The sequence below is a fragment of the Nostoc sp. PCC 7524 genome (genome assembly GCF_000316645.1).
GTDB lineage: Bacteria > Cyanobacteriota > Cyanobacteriia > Cyanobacteriales > Nostocaceae > Trichormus.
Window position 1 is genome coordinate 1,578,477 of the sequence record NC_019684.1, and the last position, 18,347, is coordinate 1,596,823.

Here is an 18,347-nt window from a genome sequence, read left to right on the forward strand (position 1 = left end):
TTAGATGAGTTTACTAACAGTAGTGGTGGCAGTATATTTACGACCATCATTGTCAGTCACAGTGACAGTCACAATGTAATGATCCACATCGTCATAGATGAAATTGCTAGGATTCTTCATATCTTCCAGAGCAACATTCTCAATAATTAAGAAATTTCGGAACATAGCCGAACCAGACTGACCATCACGGTCAATTTGCACAATTGTGCTGGGGATTTTGGTAAGACTACCATCATTATTAGTTACAGTGCGTGTTGATCCGTTAATCAATCTGACATAACCATCAGCAATAGCATCCGTACCCTGATAACCACCATCTACCAAGCTATCAAGTAGCTGGCTGAGATTGATTTTGTCACTCCCAACTTCAAAGTCGGCAATGCGATGACCCACTTGGTTGAGGTCGGTATAAACAAACTCATCATCCCCTACACCACCAGTAATCGTTTTACTATTCACACCGCCAAAAATCCGGTCATCACCGCTATTACCATTGACAGCAGAGCGGCTACCATCACCACTGATGACTTTATATTCATAGGTAGCAGTGAATGTGCCTGTAGTCGCATCGACTACTGCATTGGAGGTAGTACCATTACCCCAATCAATAGTCACAGTGTAGGTATCTGTTAGTTCTATATCAGCGAATTGACCAGTAATAGAGACTAAATTGCTGCGATCAACTTTAGTTTCAGTGTGTTGGAATATGGTGTTAGGACCTACTGTCTTGACTTGATTCGTTGAGAGGGTGATGCTGATGTTTTTGGGTGCAGAGTCCTCATCGACTGCGCTGATGATAATTTGAGCTTGGCCAGGATTGGTGTAAATGTGGCTGGCAAAGGTGGTGTTACTACCAAAGGTTGCTATCGTGCCGTCGCCCCAATCAATGCGCCATTCAAAAGTGGGTTCATTACCAGGCTCAGTGGCTAAGAAGTTGATGATATAGGGTGTGCCTACTGCGACGTTGATAGTTGGTAGTTTGACACTGCCCTGGATTAAGCTCAATTTGCCAAATTCTAAGAATAGGGTTCCTGCCTCCAGGACAATATTTTGGTTAACATCAAGCTGTTTTGCTGCGGCTAAATTTAAGGTGTGACTGCTCAAAAGCTGATCAGTATCTGAGGTATTCAGCAGGTCGATAATTAAATCTTCTGTTTCACTACTCAAGTCAATGGTACGACTAGCACCAGCCGTGAGTTGAGCAGATGTTTTCAATGTACCAATGTTGGAAACTAAGATATTTCCAGTGGTGGAAGTAATGCTGTCAACAGAAAGGGTACGGTTATTATTACCAATTACACCCAAGCCCTTAATCTTCACATCACCGTAAGCATTGGCTGTGATTTCACCCACATTAACTTCTATTAAACCAATGTTTCCTGTGCTGGCGTTAGTTGTCAGGTTAGCCTTGGCGGCAATCAATTCAGCAATACCATCATTGTCATTGAGAGCAACAATATCACCACCTCCATTAGCTGTGAGGTTGATTTGGCTGAAGTTCAGGGGATTCCCACTATTGTCATAGCTACTGAACAAACCAGCATCAATCTGACCAATGCTCATGTCGCCATTAGCAGTTAGGCTAAAGGTGCGGGCTTGACTGTTGTTCATCAACTTCACTAAGGTAGCGGTGAGTGTACCAGTGGTTGTTAAGGTAAAGTCGCCATTGCCAATTTCCACCGAGGTCAGGTTGAGATTAGTAGCACTGTTATTAATTGCAGCGTTACCTGTACCACCTGCTACTAAGTTGAGGTTCCTGACTTGGGTGTAGAGGTTAACATTACCGTTAACAGTCTTGAGGGCTAAAGTATTGGCACTAATGTTATTGGTATTATTGCGGGTGATGTGATTAGCCGCAACAGTCATCAAGTTACCAGCAGATAAATAAGCAACCTCGTCTAAATCCAGAACTAAATTACCCGTCGCTTTTAAGGTCAAATTATCAGCCGCTTGTAAGCGATCAATGGTGACTGCACCACTGGCTACAACTGTAATGTCATTTCCACTACCTAAACCTCTGACGTTTTGCAGACGGATACTACTGATGGCATTAATGGTAATATCGCCGTTGTTGGTAGTAACTGTCGTGGCGACCTCACTGCTGTCTTTTTTATCTATTGTCAGGTCAATGTTGCCTGTGCTGGTGTTCGTAACAACTAGATTGTTAGTTTTGAGGTTGGCGTTAATACCTGATTTCGCTGTTAGGTTCGTGGTGTTAGCTGTAATTAAACCATGTTGGCGAATATCGTTATTAAATTTGTAGTTATTGATGCTGCCCTGGGAGGCTGTCATGGTGAGTTTACCTGTGTCTAGCCAACTGGAAGGCAAATCAATATTACCAGTAGTTACCCCTGCTCTAATGGTAATGCTACCCGTTGAGCCTGTTTGCAGGTAAGTAAAAGCATCTCCTGAAATGTTACCATTACCACCTACTTGACCAGCATGAGCGGTGATGCTGTTGTTAGCACTAGCAAAACCTGCCAAATTCAAATCATTACCAGCATTGAATCTAATCTGGCTACCGTTAGTACCAATGTTTCCAGCTATGGCATTGCCACTAAAGTTAATGTCACCAGTGGCAGAATTGGTAGTGAGGTTAATTTTGCCATTATTACCATTGGCACGTAATTCACTCAGGTCGGAAACGTTGATATTAGCTGCGGTGATAGAGAGGTTATTTTGGGTAGAAATTACAGCAGGTGCAGCAATGGTGGTACCAATGTCTGCACCGATTGGTAATTTACCCTTCACTTCTACATCATTGCCACTGGTGATGGTAATGTTTGCATTAATCCCAGTAGTGAGAACTTGACCACTAATGTTCACCTTACCACCCGCATCAATGGTAATGCCGTTAACTGCTCGGATGGAATCATTGTCAAATTTACCGAAGGGTCTGTTCTTACCACCGTCTGACCGTTCCACAATCCAAATTGTTTGGTCTTCAGTGATATTTTCCGTACGGTATTTATTCTCGGTTTTGATTTCTACATTTCTAGTAATAAAGTTGCGGGTTTCAAATACCGGGCGGTTATCGTAGATATCTTCATCTTTGCCGGTCCACCGGTATTGTATTGTTTGGCGTGGGTCTTCAATGTCGGTAGTGGTTGATGTCCAATTGTAGAGGTAGTCATACTGGGTTTCGGTAAGATATCCACCTGTCCAAACTCTGTATAGTCGTTCTACTTTGAATGCGCCATATTGATCATTTAGTCCACTAGGATGCACATTAGTCCAACGAATATTGAAAAGTATAACGGGATTATTATTTGGATCGCCATTATATCCAACGTATTGACCACCATAACGTACATCAGGGGTATCACTTGTGTAAAGATAAGCCGCACCTCGTCTTGATGGATCAACCCATCCATGTTCGTAGCCTGTAGCACGCATTCCCGAAGGAATTCTGATAGAAGAAACGGTATTATTAAAGCCTGGTACGTCACCTAAGTAGAAGTAGTCAGTTGTGTAAATATTTAATGCTGCACCACTATAATTCCCGTGAGTATAAACAGTGATGAAGTTATCATTGAGGTCTAGAGAATCTACATCACCGAAGGGTCTATAGGTATACCAACCATCACTATATTGCTCACGAGGAGAATAACCTACAACAACATTGTCACGAATTGCAAATGTGGAATCAAAAGAGAGCGCGGCGGTTTTTGAGAGGTAGCCATCAAGAGGAGCAAAAACGTATCTACCCAGATAATCATAACCTACTTGATTACCCCCCCAATTAGGATCTTGACGATGAACCGGAGTATCGGAACGCTCATTAATTGCATATTGACGATTACCGGTGTTATCGTGGTAACTTACCGCCCAACGTCCCTCACTATTATCATAATCAACAAGCCAAACACCATTTTTGATATCTGGTGTGAAAACTGATCTGTCTTGAGTGTACTTAGCTTGTGCTGTATCCCAATAGTAACCAACCTTTTCATTCCAGTCATATGGACTAGAACTTTGAACCACTCCCAAGACATCTTCTAAGTCAGCTTTTGCACCCACAGGAACACGGATGTATTTATCACTCCAACCATCTACCTGGATGTTAATAATCTCTTTAGCTGTAGTAGATTTCCAACTAGGATTCCAGTCTGTAACTGTGGTGTTGCCATTAATAGTTTGATTTTGCTTGAGATTAGTAAAGCTGAAGTCATAGAGTTTGTAGTACCCCAAAGACTTCATCACGGCATTTTTCTGTTCAGGGCTTAACTCCTTAAAACTATGGTTAGGGTTGGTGGGTTTAGTGGCAAGATAAGCTGCCCAGTTAATGCCATTTGTCGTATAGTCAACCTGATTAATAAACCATTCCCGTTCTGTTTGAGTGGTGGGATTCCAGTAACTATCTTGGGTGAGCGTAGCATCAATAGAGTAGAACTTATTCCCTACTTTGAATAATTCTGTGCCTACTTGAGACACTGTAGTAGTAGGAATCCAGTTGATAACTGCCACTTGAATTGTGCCATCAGCAACCTGCTTAGTACCAACGACAACAGGAACAGTAATGGCACGTTGATTAATCGAGGGGACAGGTACTGGTTTATTACCTCCTACAGTAGAGTCAGCATCAACAGTCACAGTGCCACCCGCTAACAGCGTCACTGTACCTGTGGTAGATTGCAAAGTTCCTTTACCGTTGATGAGGATGTTACCTCCTGTTAACTGAGAACGGGTAACAGTTCCCCGGAGTGTACTTAGTGACCAGTTGGGGTCAACACCAGCTCGGACTGCTAAGTTGCCGTCTGCGTTAACTAAACCACTGATTTCAGCAGCATTGACAACATTAAGGGTAATGTCACGACCAGCACCACTTTCTAAATATCCTTGTATCCAAAGATTATCGGCGATTACTTCTATATCTTGATGGGAATCTACCAACGCACGGGTCAGAGGTGCTTGGCTAAGGGCAATCACGACTTCACCTGTGCCGTGAATTTGAATGGCTGGGTCAGTGACGGATAAACTGCCACTACCATAGGTTTTAATCAGGGCGTTATTGGGACGAATGGAGGACTGGGGATTGCTTTCTTGGTAGTCAACTAGGTAGAGATTATTACCTTTAACTATGACCTGACTTCTTGCGTCTATGATAGTGTCGATGAAGATATCACCAGTGTTGTTTTCACTAATAATGGTAACTTTTTCGGCTCTGACTGCACCATCAATAGCATTGGCTGGTGCGACTTGACCACGCAGAACAATTCCTGCCTCAGCAGAAATATTAATGAATCCTCCAACTCCAGTTTCGAGTGTACCGCCACTCACACGAGTAAGGTTGTCAAGGTCTTCTGTAGTAGAAATAGGTGCGACACGAACAGCTAATTGATTTCCGTCAGCATCCACATATTCACCAACGGCATTGATGTAGAAACCGGAACTGTTAACTAAACGTCCCTGGGTATCTTGATAAATTAATGGTGTGAGCATTAAGCCATACCTTTCGGCGTTTGTGCCACCATCCAAGTTAAGAGTGTCTTCGGCGTACAGGTAGCCGTTAATTAACAATAAGCCTGCACTGTCAATGGTGATATCTGCATTGTTGTCGTAAGCCTGAATTAAACCGTCAATTTCTACTTGACCTTGGGCAGTAATGTTAATGCTGGTGTCGGTGTCATTGGTAAAAGTAAGTGTTTCTGTTTCACCAAAGCGGGCTGTGGTATCACTCTGAATCGAACTGAGACTATTCATCAACAAGTCTAGTTGATTTGTACCACCAGAGACATTGATGTTAATGTTGCCTGTTGCTGCTGCACTACCACCACGAGTGACTATGTTTGTACCATCTGCACCTGCACCTCCAAAGGTAACTAAGTCAGTAGCGTTGAGGTTAATTGTTGCTACTTTACCTGTCCAGGTACGGGTATCGTTGATCAGGTTAGCACCTGCTGCCAGAGAACCGACTACGTTGATGACATCACCTGTAACATTGATGCTACTGTTATCGCCACTGGTGAATAGACGGACTCCAGAACCAATGTTAACTGTACCGCTACTATTGAGACGAAGGTTATTGATTGCTACTAAATCTAAGCCTTGTTGTTGATATTTGCTATCCACAACAACTGTGCGACCCAGGTTAATGCTACCGTTGGCATTGGTTTGATTGATGGTGAGAACTTCACCTGTGCCTTGTACTAATATTTGACCGTTGTAGGCGGAGATGTCATCCCCTGCAACAATACTAATTGACCCTTGGCTAATCACATCGGTCATCAAGGTGGTTGTATCTGTGGCAGCTATGACTAATTCTGTGGTGTTACTATCACCATCACCTTGAGTTTGCCGCAGTACCCCTTCTATGTTGACATTCTTACCTGTGAGGATGATGTCTGCATTGGTGATAATTCTGCCAGAGATACGAGCTAGGGTTAAATCACCATCGGTGGCAGCAATCTCAATGTTGGTCATGTTGGTTTTGTCTTTACCGATGGTGCTGTCGATGATGACATTATTTAAACCTGTGATCTTGAGGGAGCGACTATCAATTTTGCTGGTTCCCAGGGTGTGAATACTGGTTTCTCCAGGAACTATAGTTTTTCCGGCACTGAGTTGAACTTGCTCAGTTGCAGTTAAACTACCGTGTAGTTTTAGGGTGTTGTTAGCAGTGAGGATGATATCTGCATCTGTGCCGCCGGCGATAATATCACCTTTAATTACGCCGTATTCACCCACATTGAGGTTGATGGAACCGTTGATGGTTTCTAGTAAACCTGTGGAGTCGAGGTCGATATCAATACCATCGGGGGATGTACCACTGTAGAGAGCGATCGCACTTTCGGCAATCACTTTTCCTGCTATATATAATTTACCGTTGGTGGCTGTGGGTGAACCAATACTAACCACTGAACCGGAGTGAATGGCTTTGATTGTGTAGGGGAGGCTAGAAGTTAAATCACTGGTTAAGTTGGTGAAGCCTAACAGGTCAGCATTACTTGAACCACTCTGGATTAACTTAAATCCGTAGGAACTGGTCAACATTAACCGTCCTTCCCGAATTTTTACCTTCATGTCTGCATCACTAAAGCCGGTGTAGGCACTACCCACAGGATGAGTCGTGGTATCTTGAGATGTCACAACTGTCCAATTAGCCCCTTGTAGAGCAGTTTGTAAATCAGCTACTAGGTCAGCAACGCTTTGGTTATCTTCGGTGGCAGATTTGGGTAAGGTGACACTGGCTACAATCTCAAAATCTACTCTATCGATGTGTATTTCTAAGGTGACATCTTGACTAACAACACCTGTGGCTAACTCGTAGAAACCAGTCGCTTCAATTTCGTTGGTATGTGCTGGTGCCAAAATAGCCACTTCTCCCGGTGCATTGAGGTTAATTTGGCTATTGGCTTGCCAAGTTTCGATTTGGGTTGAGCCAAACAACACTATACCTTTGCCAGAATAATCTACACCTGCTTCTACAGGATCAATGCCACCAATTAGGTCTATTTGCTTCCCGGCTTGCAGTGTTTGACCAATGCGGATTTGATGGTCTGCTGTAATTGTGATAGTTGAGTCGCCACCGAAGTTATTAGTATAACGCCCCATGTACTTACCGTTGGCATCTCTGACGGGGATTACTTCTCCACCCGGTAACAGTAAACCTTGGATATCTGCATCTTGGACAGATTTGATGGCAATGGAACTATTGGCATTATGGGTAACTAATTCACTAGCAGCATGAATATATGTGCCTGTACCAGAACTGTGTGTACCGCCAGTAACTTCTATGCGGTCATTGGCAAATAAGTAACCACCTGTTTGAATGGGTGTACCTTCTTGGTTGACTGTGTTACCACCAATGAATGCTTGACCTTGGGAGTTAATTTTAATTTCACCGTAGTTACGTGACCAGGTAACTGTTTGGGTGAGCAGATTTCCATCAACATCAAAGGTCTGATTCAACTGACCACCAGCCACCAGGGTTCCCATCATTTCTATGTCACCAGTGCTGTTGATAGTCAACAGTCCACCAGAGTTATCAGAGGTGAAACCTGCGGCTGTGGCACCACCTGCTGGTGTCACCAATACAGCTAAATTATGATCATCGACTCCAGCAACACCGCCATTGATGGTGATGGCTTTGGAAGCTAATAAACCAGTGTCGAGGAAGACTTGCTCTTGGGCTGTTACAGTGATACTAGAATCATCTCCAGCCCAGGTAACGCCAGTTTCATTAATTGTGCCTCCTGCAACTACCGCACCGAAGATATCAACGTCTTTTGCACCTTTGAGGTTGATGCTACTACCGGCTTGCTTGGTGTTGACTCTGGATGTACCGTGGACATAAATACTGGAGCCTTGACTATTAGAGGTGTTTGTGCTGCTGCCATCGGCTCTGTAACCACCGAGAATGTCGATCTTATCCTCAACGGTGAGGAAGCTTTCAATGTAAACCCAACCCTCAGAGCGAATCTTCAGATCGGAATTGCTACCGTTGACGTTGATATTACCGCGCAGAATTACATCATCACTAAATTCTAGGTTGACTGTGGCATCGTCAGCATTACTGGTGAGAGTTCCGACGAGGAAGAGGGAGAAGTTATCTGGTTGTAGTGCTTTGAGGTAGAGGTCATCAGGCAATCCTACACTCAAATAATCATCATAGTTCTGTAGTCGAGAAGTACCTGCCACCAAGTTCATTTGATTGGCTGTGGTGATTGCGCCCCAGATAAACAGACCATTATTCGCGTCTAAATCTAGGGTATCTGCGGTGATTGAGCCGACGCGCATATCACCCGATATGACAGCGATATCTGCATGACCAACTGCGTCTACTTGGTTAACAAACAGGTCGTCCGTTGTTTCTTGAACATAAACATCACCGCCACTGGTAACTGTGAGTTCACCATCATTTACTGAGTCGGTGTTGATTTCTAGAACATCGGTAACTGTACCAATATTACCTATGGTTTCTAAAGTGATATTTCTACCAATGACATCAACAGTGGTGTCTTCTGTATCTAGAATGGATGATCGCGATCGCAATCCCACATCAAATTGAGTGTTAATTTGCCCAACTCTCAGGTGATTTTCTGGGGAGTTGAGGTAAATATCACCTTGTAAAGCTGCGGCATTAATTACACCATCAATATCTAGATAGTTGGTAAATTCACCAATAGAACCTTGTGTGGATTGCAGGTCAATTGCAGAACCTTGAATATTTAACTCGTTGGGCTGGTCGGCTGCGAGGATAGAACCTTGTGCTTGTAAATTGACGCTACCCGTAGAGGAGATAATATTTACCAATATTCCGGCTGTGGGTGCTGCTAATGTGACATTGCCACCAGCATTGACTTGATCAATAAATAAGGTATTTTCTGCGACTTGTTTTAGATGAATCTCACCGATGACTTCGGCACTGAGTTTGCCGTCAGCAGCCAAACTGACTCTTAACGAGTTATCAGTTGTTAATCCCTTAACTGCACCCTCGGTACGTAATAGTAGACCCCCAGAAGTAGTAGTAATAGCGGCTGTGGCATCGGTGCCATTATCTAAGATGTCTCCAGCCGCTTGCAGACGCACATCATTACCAGCATTGAGGTGATTAATCTTCATATTGCCTGAAGATTGTACTGCTACCGCATCACCTGCATCTATGGTGAGGTTATTAGTAACAGTAATGTCAATATCATCAATTAATTGCAGAGTTAAATGCTCAACTACGGCTTTATTCTGCACCAATTGTCCGTTGAGCAGATTGACATTTCTGCCTGTGTCTGTGTCATAACTGGTTCTGACTTTTTCCCACAGACGGAGATTACCATAGACTTGTTGTGATAAATCCAGTGTTGCGTCGTCACCTAGGTACTTGTAAATACCGTATTCAGCCGCTTCATACTGTACTAGGACGGTTTGACCGGTCAAGATAGATACTTTTTGTTCAACTTTCCTCGTGGTTTGAGAGATCAAGTCAATTTGTAGTTCTTGCCATAATGTTGTGTCAGTAAAGTCGGCTGTAGCTAGGTCAACACCTGTAGCATCATCGCCTAGGTAGGTGTAAATCTCGTAGGTTACACCCACCACATCAGAGGCGGTGGCGGTGGAGAGAATTTGCTTATTGGCGGTTGATAAGCTGTCATAACCACCAGAAAAATCAATTGATATCTTATCTGAGATGCTGCCTAACTGGGCATTTGTGCCTGTGGCTTTGACAGTTATATTTCGACCACTAATATTGATATTTTCGCTGCTGCTCAGACTTTGGTTCACCCCTAAGAACTCTGCATTAGGATACAGGAAGCTGTAGAGATTGGGAGACAGTGGATATTGCAGTGATTCTAAGGTGAAAGTACCCGCATCAATTTGTGCTTGTAATAAGGGGTTGATGCTTCTGCCGATGAGTTTGGAACTAACTGACGGATCTTCGATGAAGCTGTCGATGATTGAACCATTGGTAGTTTCTAAATAAATGTCTCCGGTTACAGACTTGATGGATACTAAATCAGTTGTGCCAATTGAAGGTGTACCCAGTTTCATATCCCCTGATGTTTCTAGGAGATAGATGTCACCGTTGGCTTGGGCTGTCACTCCAGTGGTGCTGTTGATGCGAATTGGTTGGTTAGTTGCAGTTCCTATCGCCCCGCTTTGAGCATACAGTTCAATTTGTTGCCCAGTGATCAGGGAATTAGAATTTTCTGGGGTAATTCCATGCTGTGCATTGATAATTACGTTACCACCAGTGGAGGTAATTGTTCCGATCACAAAGCTGCTGCTGGCGTTGTCTACTGAAACTGCTGTGACATCAATATTGCCACCTGCTGTCAAACTCAATGGGTGGGAACTGCCTTCAATATTTGCCTGGAAACCACCACCGACATTGACGTTATTGATTTTACTGAAAATTGCTACGGTTGGCGCAGATGTCACTGAACCATTGGTAGTGGTAAAACTGACGCTACCAGTATCAGGCGTTTCGATGTTGCCCTGTAGGTAGATGTCATTTCTGGCATGAATCTTGATTTCTGGTGTGGCCGAACCCTGGATAAATTCAATATCAATGGGGTTATCGGCTGCTAAAGTGTGGGTGTAATAGTCTTTGAGTCCAGTAATGGTTGTGACTTTGGTGTGATAGGTTTTCTTCCTGAACCAACCACCGCCACTTGTCCAGTTGTCTATAGTTCTGGAGAAATTGACGTAATTACTGTCAAATTTGTTGTTTTGTCTATCTGTAATGCTGCTAGTGCTGGTGGTGTCGGTATCCTCCCATTTACTGGTGTCTGTGAAGTCTTGGAGTGATAATTCTAGGTCAGCGTTGTTGCCTATGTAACGGTATATCTTGTTAGTAGAAACATCCCTCACTAGGGAAGTGTCTTTAATCAGGTCTACGCTGTTATCGTTCCTTTGTTCATAGCTGATCGTGTATATAGGTACACTGATGTAATTGCTATCAAATTTATTATTTAGTCTATCGGTAATACTGCTAGTGCTGGTAGTGCCAGTATCTTGCCACTTACTTGTGTCTGTGAAGTCTTGGAGTGATAATTCTAATTCAGCGTTGTTATCTATGTAGCGGTATATCTTGTTATTTGAAACATCCCTCACAAGTGAAGTGTTTTGAATGAGGGCTACAGTAGGTATGCTGGGTGTAGCGATCGCCAAGGACTCAGACTCTAGCAGGGGTTGGTCATCACGGAAAGTAGTTTGTTCCCAGGCACGTCTTCCAGGATCTTTTGCTAGATCATCCCAATCAAAACCGAAGAGATTGAAGCTTTTCTTTTCAAACTTCTCAACTAAAACCTTTGTTTTCTCTTGTCCCTCTGTCCAAACGTACTGTAAGCCTGTAGTTGGTCGATATTGAATTGTGACGCTGAAGCTATGGGAAATGGGAGAACCTTCCAGGGTGTAGTCAATGTTGGTAGTGCCTTCTCGGCGAGTTCCCGTATATTTGGTTTCTTTAATCTTGCCAGCACTAACAGTATACTCAACCTTTTTGAATTGCTTAGGATCGCTGTTGCTGTATGTGTCAACAAGCGTAATTATGCCTTCTCGGTTGGTAGTCGTGTCAATGCGGTTGAGAATGAGTTTGTAGGCACTTTCATTGTTAATATCGACGCTGGCGTAACCGTTAGCAACCTTGAGTTGACCATTACCTGTACTGAGAATTTGACCTGCTAGAGTAATTCTGCCACCTTGCGGCACAATATCTTCGATGACGATCGCACCCTGTGCCGCATCAAAGTAACCCTTCACTGGTACATTTTCCGTACCAAAACTCACACCAGCCAGGATATTACCGTCATCATCGATCAAGCTTTGGGTAGTTGTACCAGGGTTGAAGTCAGGAGATATTTCCAATTCAACGGTATCGACACCACTTTGGATTAAGCCGTTGATATTGAGATAACGGGCTGTAACTGCGATCGCGCCTTGGGCTAAAATTGCAGATTGATTGCGCTTAATACCTGCATCTAAGTTCTGTCCTCCAACCTTGATACCCAATATTGTCTGTTCTCCAACATTCGACCCCTGGGTATAAGTTTCGGACTTCGGAGTCCCATTGACGTTGTATACTCCTGCCCGCGCTCCATTATAGTCAATGTATTGTCGGGGATCTTGATTGGTGTGCAACCAGTCCTCGGTATTCAGGTTAAAGTCTCTGACTGCCTGAATTGTCACATTTTCGCCTCTAATTTCCCCGGAGACGTTAATACTGCCTTCTTCATTGTTGATGTATAAATCCCCGGCTTCATTGACAACATCACCGATGATATACAAATCCTGGTCAATCTGTGGTATTACCAGATTACCTATATTGTAGGCACTATTGGCGAAGGCATTCTGAACAATACTGATGTTCTTACTTTCTGCAACAAATTTATTCCGTGTTGCGTCTGGGACAAAGCTATTGGCATTCTCATTAATATCTACTTCCCAAGCTGCATCAGTATCATAACTTACTTCAGACAAAGACAATCTCTGGGTAGTATTGCCAATATAGCGGTAGACTTGATCACCATACTTAACTAATGTGGTGTTGGGAATTACATTTACACTAGCGCCACCAACTAGGATGTTGTTGACGTAAACATTTCCAGGTTGCAGGACTGTATACTTACCATCAATAACTGTGACTCGCTTGTTATCACGGATAACGGTGTCGTTGACTGTCAGGGTAAATGGAGACTGATTGAGGATGTCAATTTCTGCACCAGAACGAGCCTTGAGTCTGTTACCTAGCAAGGAAGTGAAATCACCTGCACTCATGCTATCTGCTTCGATAAAGATTGAGCCTGGGGCTGCATAAATATCTGGCAAATTCACAAATAACAGATCCAACCCTCTCTTAATGACTTGGATATTTCGTCCATTGACTTCGATTTTTTCCGATAAACCCAACTCTTTTAATGTGGTATCCAGTTCGGCTAATTGTACCTCATAACGGGCGATCGCTTCAGCCTTAGTTGAGTGATTAGCTATCCACTCCAGAATTTTCTCCCGTTGTTCTAGTAACAAATTACCGACGTTGGCATAGGAGAGGGTGACTGCATCTAAGTCTTGCGGCTTAATAACGTAAAACTTATCTGTGAGTTGTGCTTTTAAATCTTGTGTGACGTTACTTTGGTAAACTGTGTAGGCTTCTTGTTGTTCGGCTGTCAAGGTGGCACCTAGGTTTGTCCATCTAGCCGTGTTTGAGAAGTCCTCATTTTGCAGAATAATTGTATCGGAAGCACCTCCGGTAATGGGCTGGTATTGATAGTAATTACCAACTTCACCTCCTTGGTTAGCATTGGCAACTACCTTGACTACTGTGTCAGTGGAAATACTAAAGGTAATGTTATTTAAATCTAATCGGCTGTATTCATAGGCTGTATCTAACGATAGTCCTAAAGCGGTTTTTTCATCATTGCTCAGTAGCGTTCCCAATTTGGAACTAGGTAACTGTTCTACACCATTTAAGCTCAGAGGCTTAATCTGCACCACTGACTTGTTATTAATCCCGGCTTCAATGGTGGCATCAGTGCCAATATTGACTTGATTTGTACTGTTGACATTTGCCTGAATTGACGGTCTAGAAGCATCGGGAGTCAGAGGAAATCCGTAGGGAGGAATAGCTAAATTGACGAGGGTGCCATCAGTTCTGGCTCGTTCTCCACCTCCTATTCCTTCATTAGCCACTAGGTTGACATCTTCTAGGGCTTGGATATTACTTGTGCCAGTAATGTCTACCTTGTTAGTTTCATTGATTGTGGCATTCAATACTGGAATACTCACACCGAAATAGCTGACTGTAGTAATTTCGGCATTGGCAAAACTATCTATGAGGTTGGGAACTGCAAAACTATCTCTACCTGCATAGAGATGAATATCACTGCCTTTAATAGTTGCATGATCAACTTTAATTTCATTGGTGGCGTTAGTAGTGGTTTTGGCATCTCCAGCATTAACTGAGCCAGCACCTAGAATTAACAGATTGTTGCTGGGAGCGAGACTAGAATCAGTGCGGGACGTGAGATAAACATCGCCAGTTTTATTTTCTAGAGTTGCCCCATTTAAGTTAACTCCGGCTTTGGTATTGGAATCTATTCTGGATAAACCCACGCCTAGAGCATAAACACCGGCACTTTCGATAATTACCTGGTCATAGGCAGTCACTTCATTGAGGGTTTCAATTTGCAGTAGTCCAGGATTGGCGTTTGTGCCGTTGACGGTAATATTAGTGCTGTTACCAATGTTAACTAAAGCTGCAAAGGGATTACTTGATGTACCGATATCTGTACCACTTTCTAGAACTGTCAGCACTCCTGCACCAGCAGAGCCTGATTTGAGGTTGGCAGAGTTTAATAGTCCGATGGGGCTGTTTACAGAGTTCGTATATCTATCTTTAGTCAGGCGGTTGATGGCGTTGATGATGACGTTATCGGCAGTTACCGTGGTGTTAGCACCAATATCTACATTGGCTTTCGAGGTAATTTCATTATCTACACCTGCTCCGTTACCAACTGCGCCTCCGTAGGTATAACTGTCGGCGGAGGAGTCAACATCTTGGGTATGGCTGGAGGTGATAGACAGGGTTTTCACTGTGACTTGGGCATTGTCACCAATTTGTCCTATGGTGGCATAGTCACTGCTGAGAGTGGATTTCGCACCTCCGGCTGCCACTAACCCAGCCCCAGCCGCGACGCTTTCGGCTAACAGGTCATCGGTACTGGTGGCTATAATTCTTAAGGTGTTGGCGGTGACTTCTGTCCCGTCCCCGATGGTGGCTTCTAGTTCATTTACATCGTTACCTCTACCCAAGTTAACGTCAGACACCATTGCTGTTACAGCTAGTCCTCCCAATGCCCCACCGTTGGCGGAACTTCTCGCCCGGTTGTTAGCTGTAGACTTAATTTCAATATCTCTAGTTGATGTTAGTCTTGTTCCTTCTACAAAGGCTTTGACTATCGTTTGGATATTGGCTTTGGCTTCGTTCCCGGCTCCTGCAAAAGTGGAGGCAGAAACACCTGCGGTTAAAGTTTTGTCAATGTTGGCAACTGAATCTGCGTGGACTCTTGTGTTAACTGAGTTAATAGTGGTGGTGATGGGAGTACCACTTGTCCAGGCTGTGGTGGCATCATTATCAACCCAGGCTTGGATGCTGCTGTTAATTTCATTTTCCACTATGGCTACACCCAATGCCCCACTGATAATAGAAGCAGCAATAGTTACTACCGTGGCATCACTGGAGAGGAAAGCATCTTCCTTGGCGAGAATATCAACGTTACCACTGGTGGCATTGACGGTGACAGGCCCAGTAATGTATGCGTCAACTTGATTATTGATTGTGTTGTCCAAACCAACTCCGCCACCACTCAAGGCAAAGCCTTTGACTGTTGCAGCAACCGATGCCACTACCGCCGTGACGTTGCTGATGCTGGCGCGACCAACATCGGCGGAGACTAAGACATTCCCTGTGTTAGCTTGGATGGTTTTAGCCGTGTCACTCTTAATGTAAGCTTGGACACTATTTGCAATTTTGTTGACTACTTTAGATGCCCCTACAGAGACTGATCCTCCTTCACCTATGACAGCAGCGATCGCCGCCCCGACGGCATGGGCTTTAGTCACTTGACTATCGGATGTAGCTGTGATTTCTATGTCAGATCCGGCGGTAGCTTGGGTATTTTCTAAGTAGGCGTGGACGTTGCTGGCCATTTTGCTGGTTGATTCTGCTCCAGAGCCAGCTAAGGCTAAACCAGCAGTGCCTGCGGCGATCGCTACTGAACCGGCAAAGGATACTGTTTCAATTGTTTCTGTGTTGCTGGCATTAACTTTGATGTTCCCGGTTGAGGTGGCTGTCGAATTTTTGATATATGCCAAAATTTCGTTGCCATAGCCTGAGTTATCGGTGATGGAATCATAGCCAATCAAGTTTCTCGCTAAGGAAACACCAATGGACCCTGCTGCTGCTGTAAATCCCCCAGAACCAGCAACGCCAACTGCTCCAGCCAATGCAGAGATGTATGAGGTGTTTCGGGCATCCAGTTTGATATCGCTGGCGTTGCCACCTTGGGTTTCGATGGTGCTGTTATCAACGTATGCTTTGACGCTGTTGTTAATAATATTGGTTGATTCTGCTCCGACCCCAGCCAAAGACAACGCACCTGTCAAGAGACCGGAAGATACGGCAGCACTCACAGATACTGCTACGGCATTGGAGGTGATCCTGGAATTTTCCATCGCTTCTATTGTCACAGAGCCATTTTTGGCTTCTACCTTATCAGCATTCTGAATGTAAGCGTGGACTTGATTGTTAATATCATTATGTGCCGAACTCACCCCTATGGAGGCGGCTACTGAGTTCTGTCCCAGAACTGCGAATCCTACTGCGGCTGCTCCGACTCTGGCTGTAATGTCGCTGGTATCATTGGCTTTCAAGGCGATGCTATTGGCAACAATTCCTGTATCTCTATCTCCGTCAATAAATGCACTGATGACTTGGGCAATTTGATTATCAGCTAGAACACCTGCAACACCAAGACCAACATTGGTGCCACTGGCTTTCGCTGCAATGGCGATCGCTCCTGCACCAATATCGGCGGTGATGCTGCCCGATGCTGTGGCTGTTTGTCTCAAGTTACCACTGGCTTGAATACTGGAATTTTCAATGTATGCCCTGACTTGGTTTTTCTTACCGTCGGAATGATTACCAATGAAGTTTTTTGCTACTGATGCGCCAATCGCTGCGGCTCCTCCTACTCCACCTGCACCTGTGCCGCCTGCTCCGCTACCTGCTACGGCTACTACGTCAGCATCTATTGTGTTGTGGGAGTTGGCAGTCAATGTCACATCCCCAACGTCCCTGATGCTGCTGTCTTTGATGTAGGCGTTGGTATCAGTGAAAATGAAATTGGTGGCTTCTGCTCCACCGCCATTCAAGGCTACACCCGTATTACCAAGGGCTGCTGATATGGCTACTGCGGTGGCAATAGTTTTTATCGTTGCGGCTGACTCTGCACTGATAGATATGCTGTTAGTTGTCACAGGTGCAGATGTAGAAGATGTGCTGCTACTAGGCGGTGCAGATACGCTGGAATTATTAATATAGGCTTGAATGTTGTTCTTAATTTCATTTCTTGCTAAAGCCACACCCACGGCTATTGAGACGGAGGTACCCGTTCCCACTGAGAAGCCTAGTGTGCCACCACCTGCATTGGCAGTAATTTTGGAGGTATCTTGCGCTGTAATGGTTGTTCCTCCTGAGTTAGCAGCTGGGTTGCTGCCACCATTCCCAACTATCTTACTGCCATCAATGTAAGCTTGAATGGTGTTTTTAATATCGTTGGTGGCTTCTGCTCCCACACCATTTAAGGCACCATTCAAGGCTGATGCAATGCTGTTACTAATCGCTCCACTGACTGATGCTGCTACGGCATCAGCGTCAATGGTGGCGTTGGATATGGCTTCTAGTGTTAGTTCACCTGTTCTAGTCTCTACTTTAGTGTCTGCATTTTTGATGTAGGCTGTGACTTCGTTTTCGATATCATTACGTGCCAAACTCACCCCTATGGAGGCGGCTACTGAGTTCTGTCCCAGAACTGCGAATCCTACTGCGGCGGCTCCCACTCTAGCTGTAATGTCGGTGGTGTCATCAGCTTTCAAGGCGATGCTATTGGCAACAATTCCGGTATCTCTATCTCCGTCAATAAATGCACTGATGACTTGGGCAATTTGATTATCAGCTAGAACACCTGCAACACCAAGACCAAAATTGGTGCCACTGGCTGTAGCTGCAATGGCGATCGCTCCTGCACCAACATCGGCGGTGATGCTGCCCGATGCTGTGGCTGTTTGTCTCAAGTTACCACTGGCTTGAATACTGGAATTTTCAATGTATGCCCTAATGTCATTAACTTCCT

At 44.3% G+C, this 18,347-nt stretch carries 1 protein-coding gene (only partly in view); it reads right to left on the reverse strand.

Features of this window, described 5'->3' with window-relative positions; all coding sequences use genetic code 11:
• On the reverse strand, positions 1–18,347 hold the 3' portion of the coding sequence (locus NOS7524_RS06490) for a DUF4347 domain-containing protein (RefSeq protein WP_015137680.1). Its footprint extends 11,560 nt past the window's final position; 18,347 of the gene's 29,907 nt are visible here — the last part of the coding sequence; its start codon lies off the right edge, out of view; its stop codon occupies positions 1–3.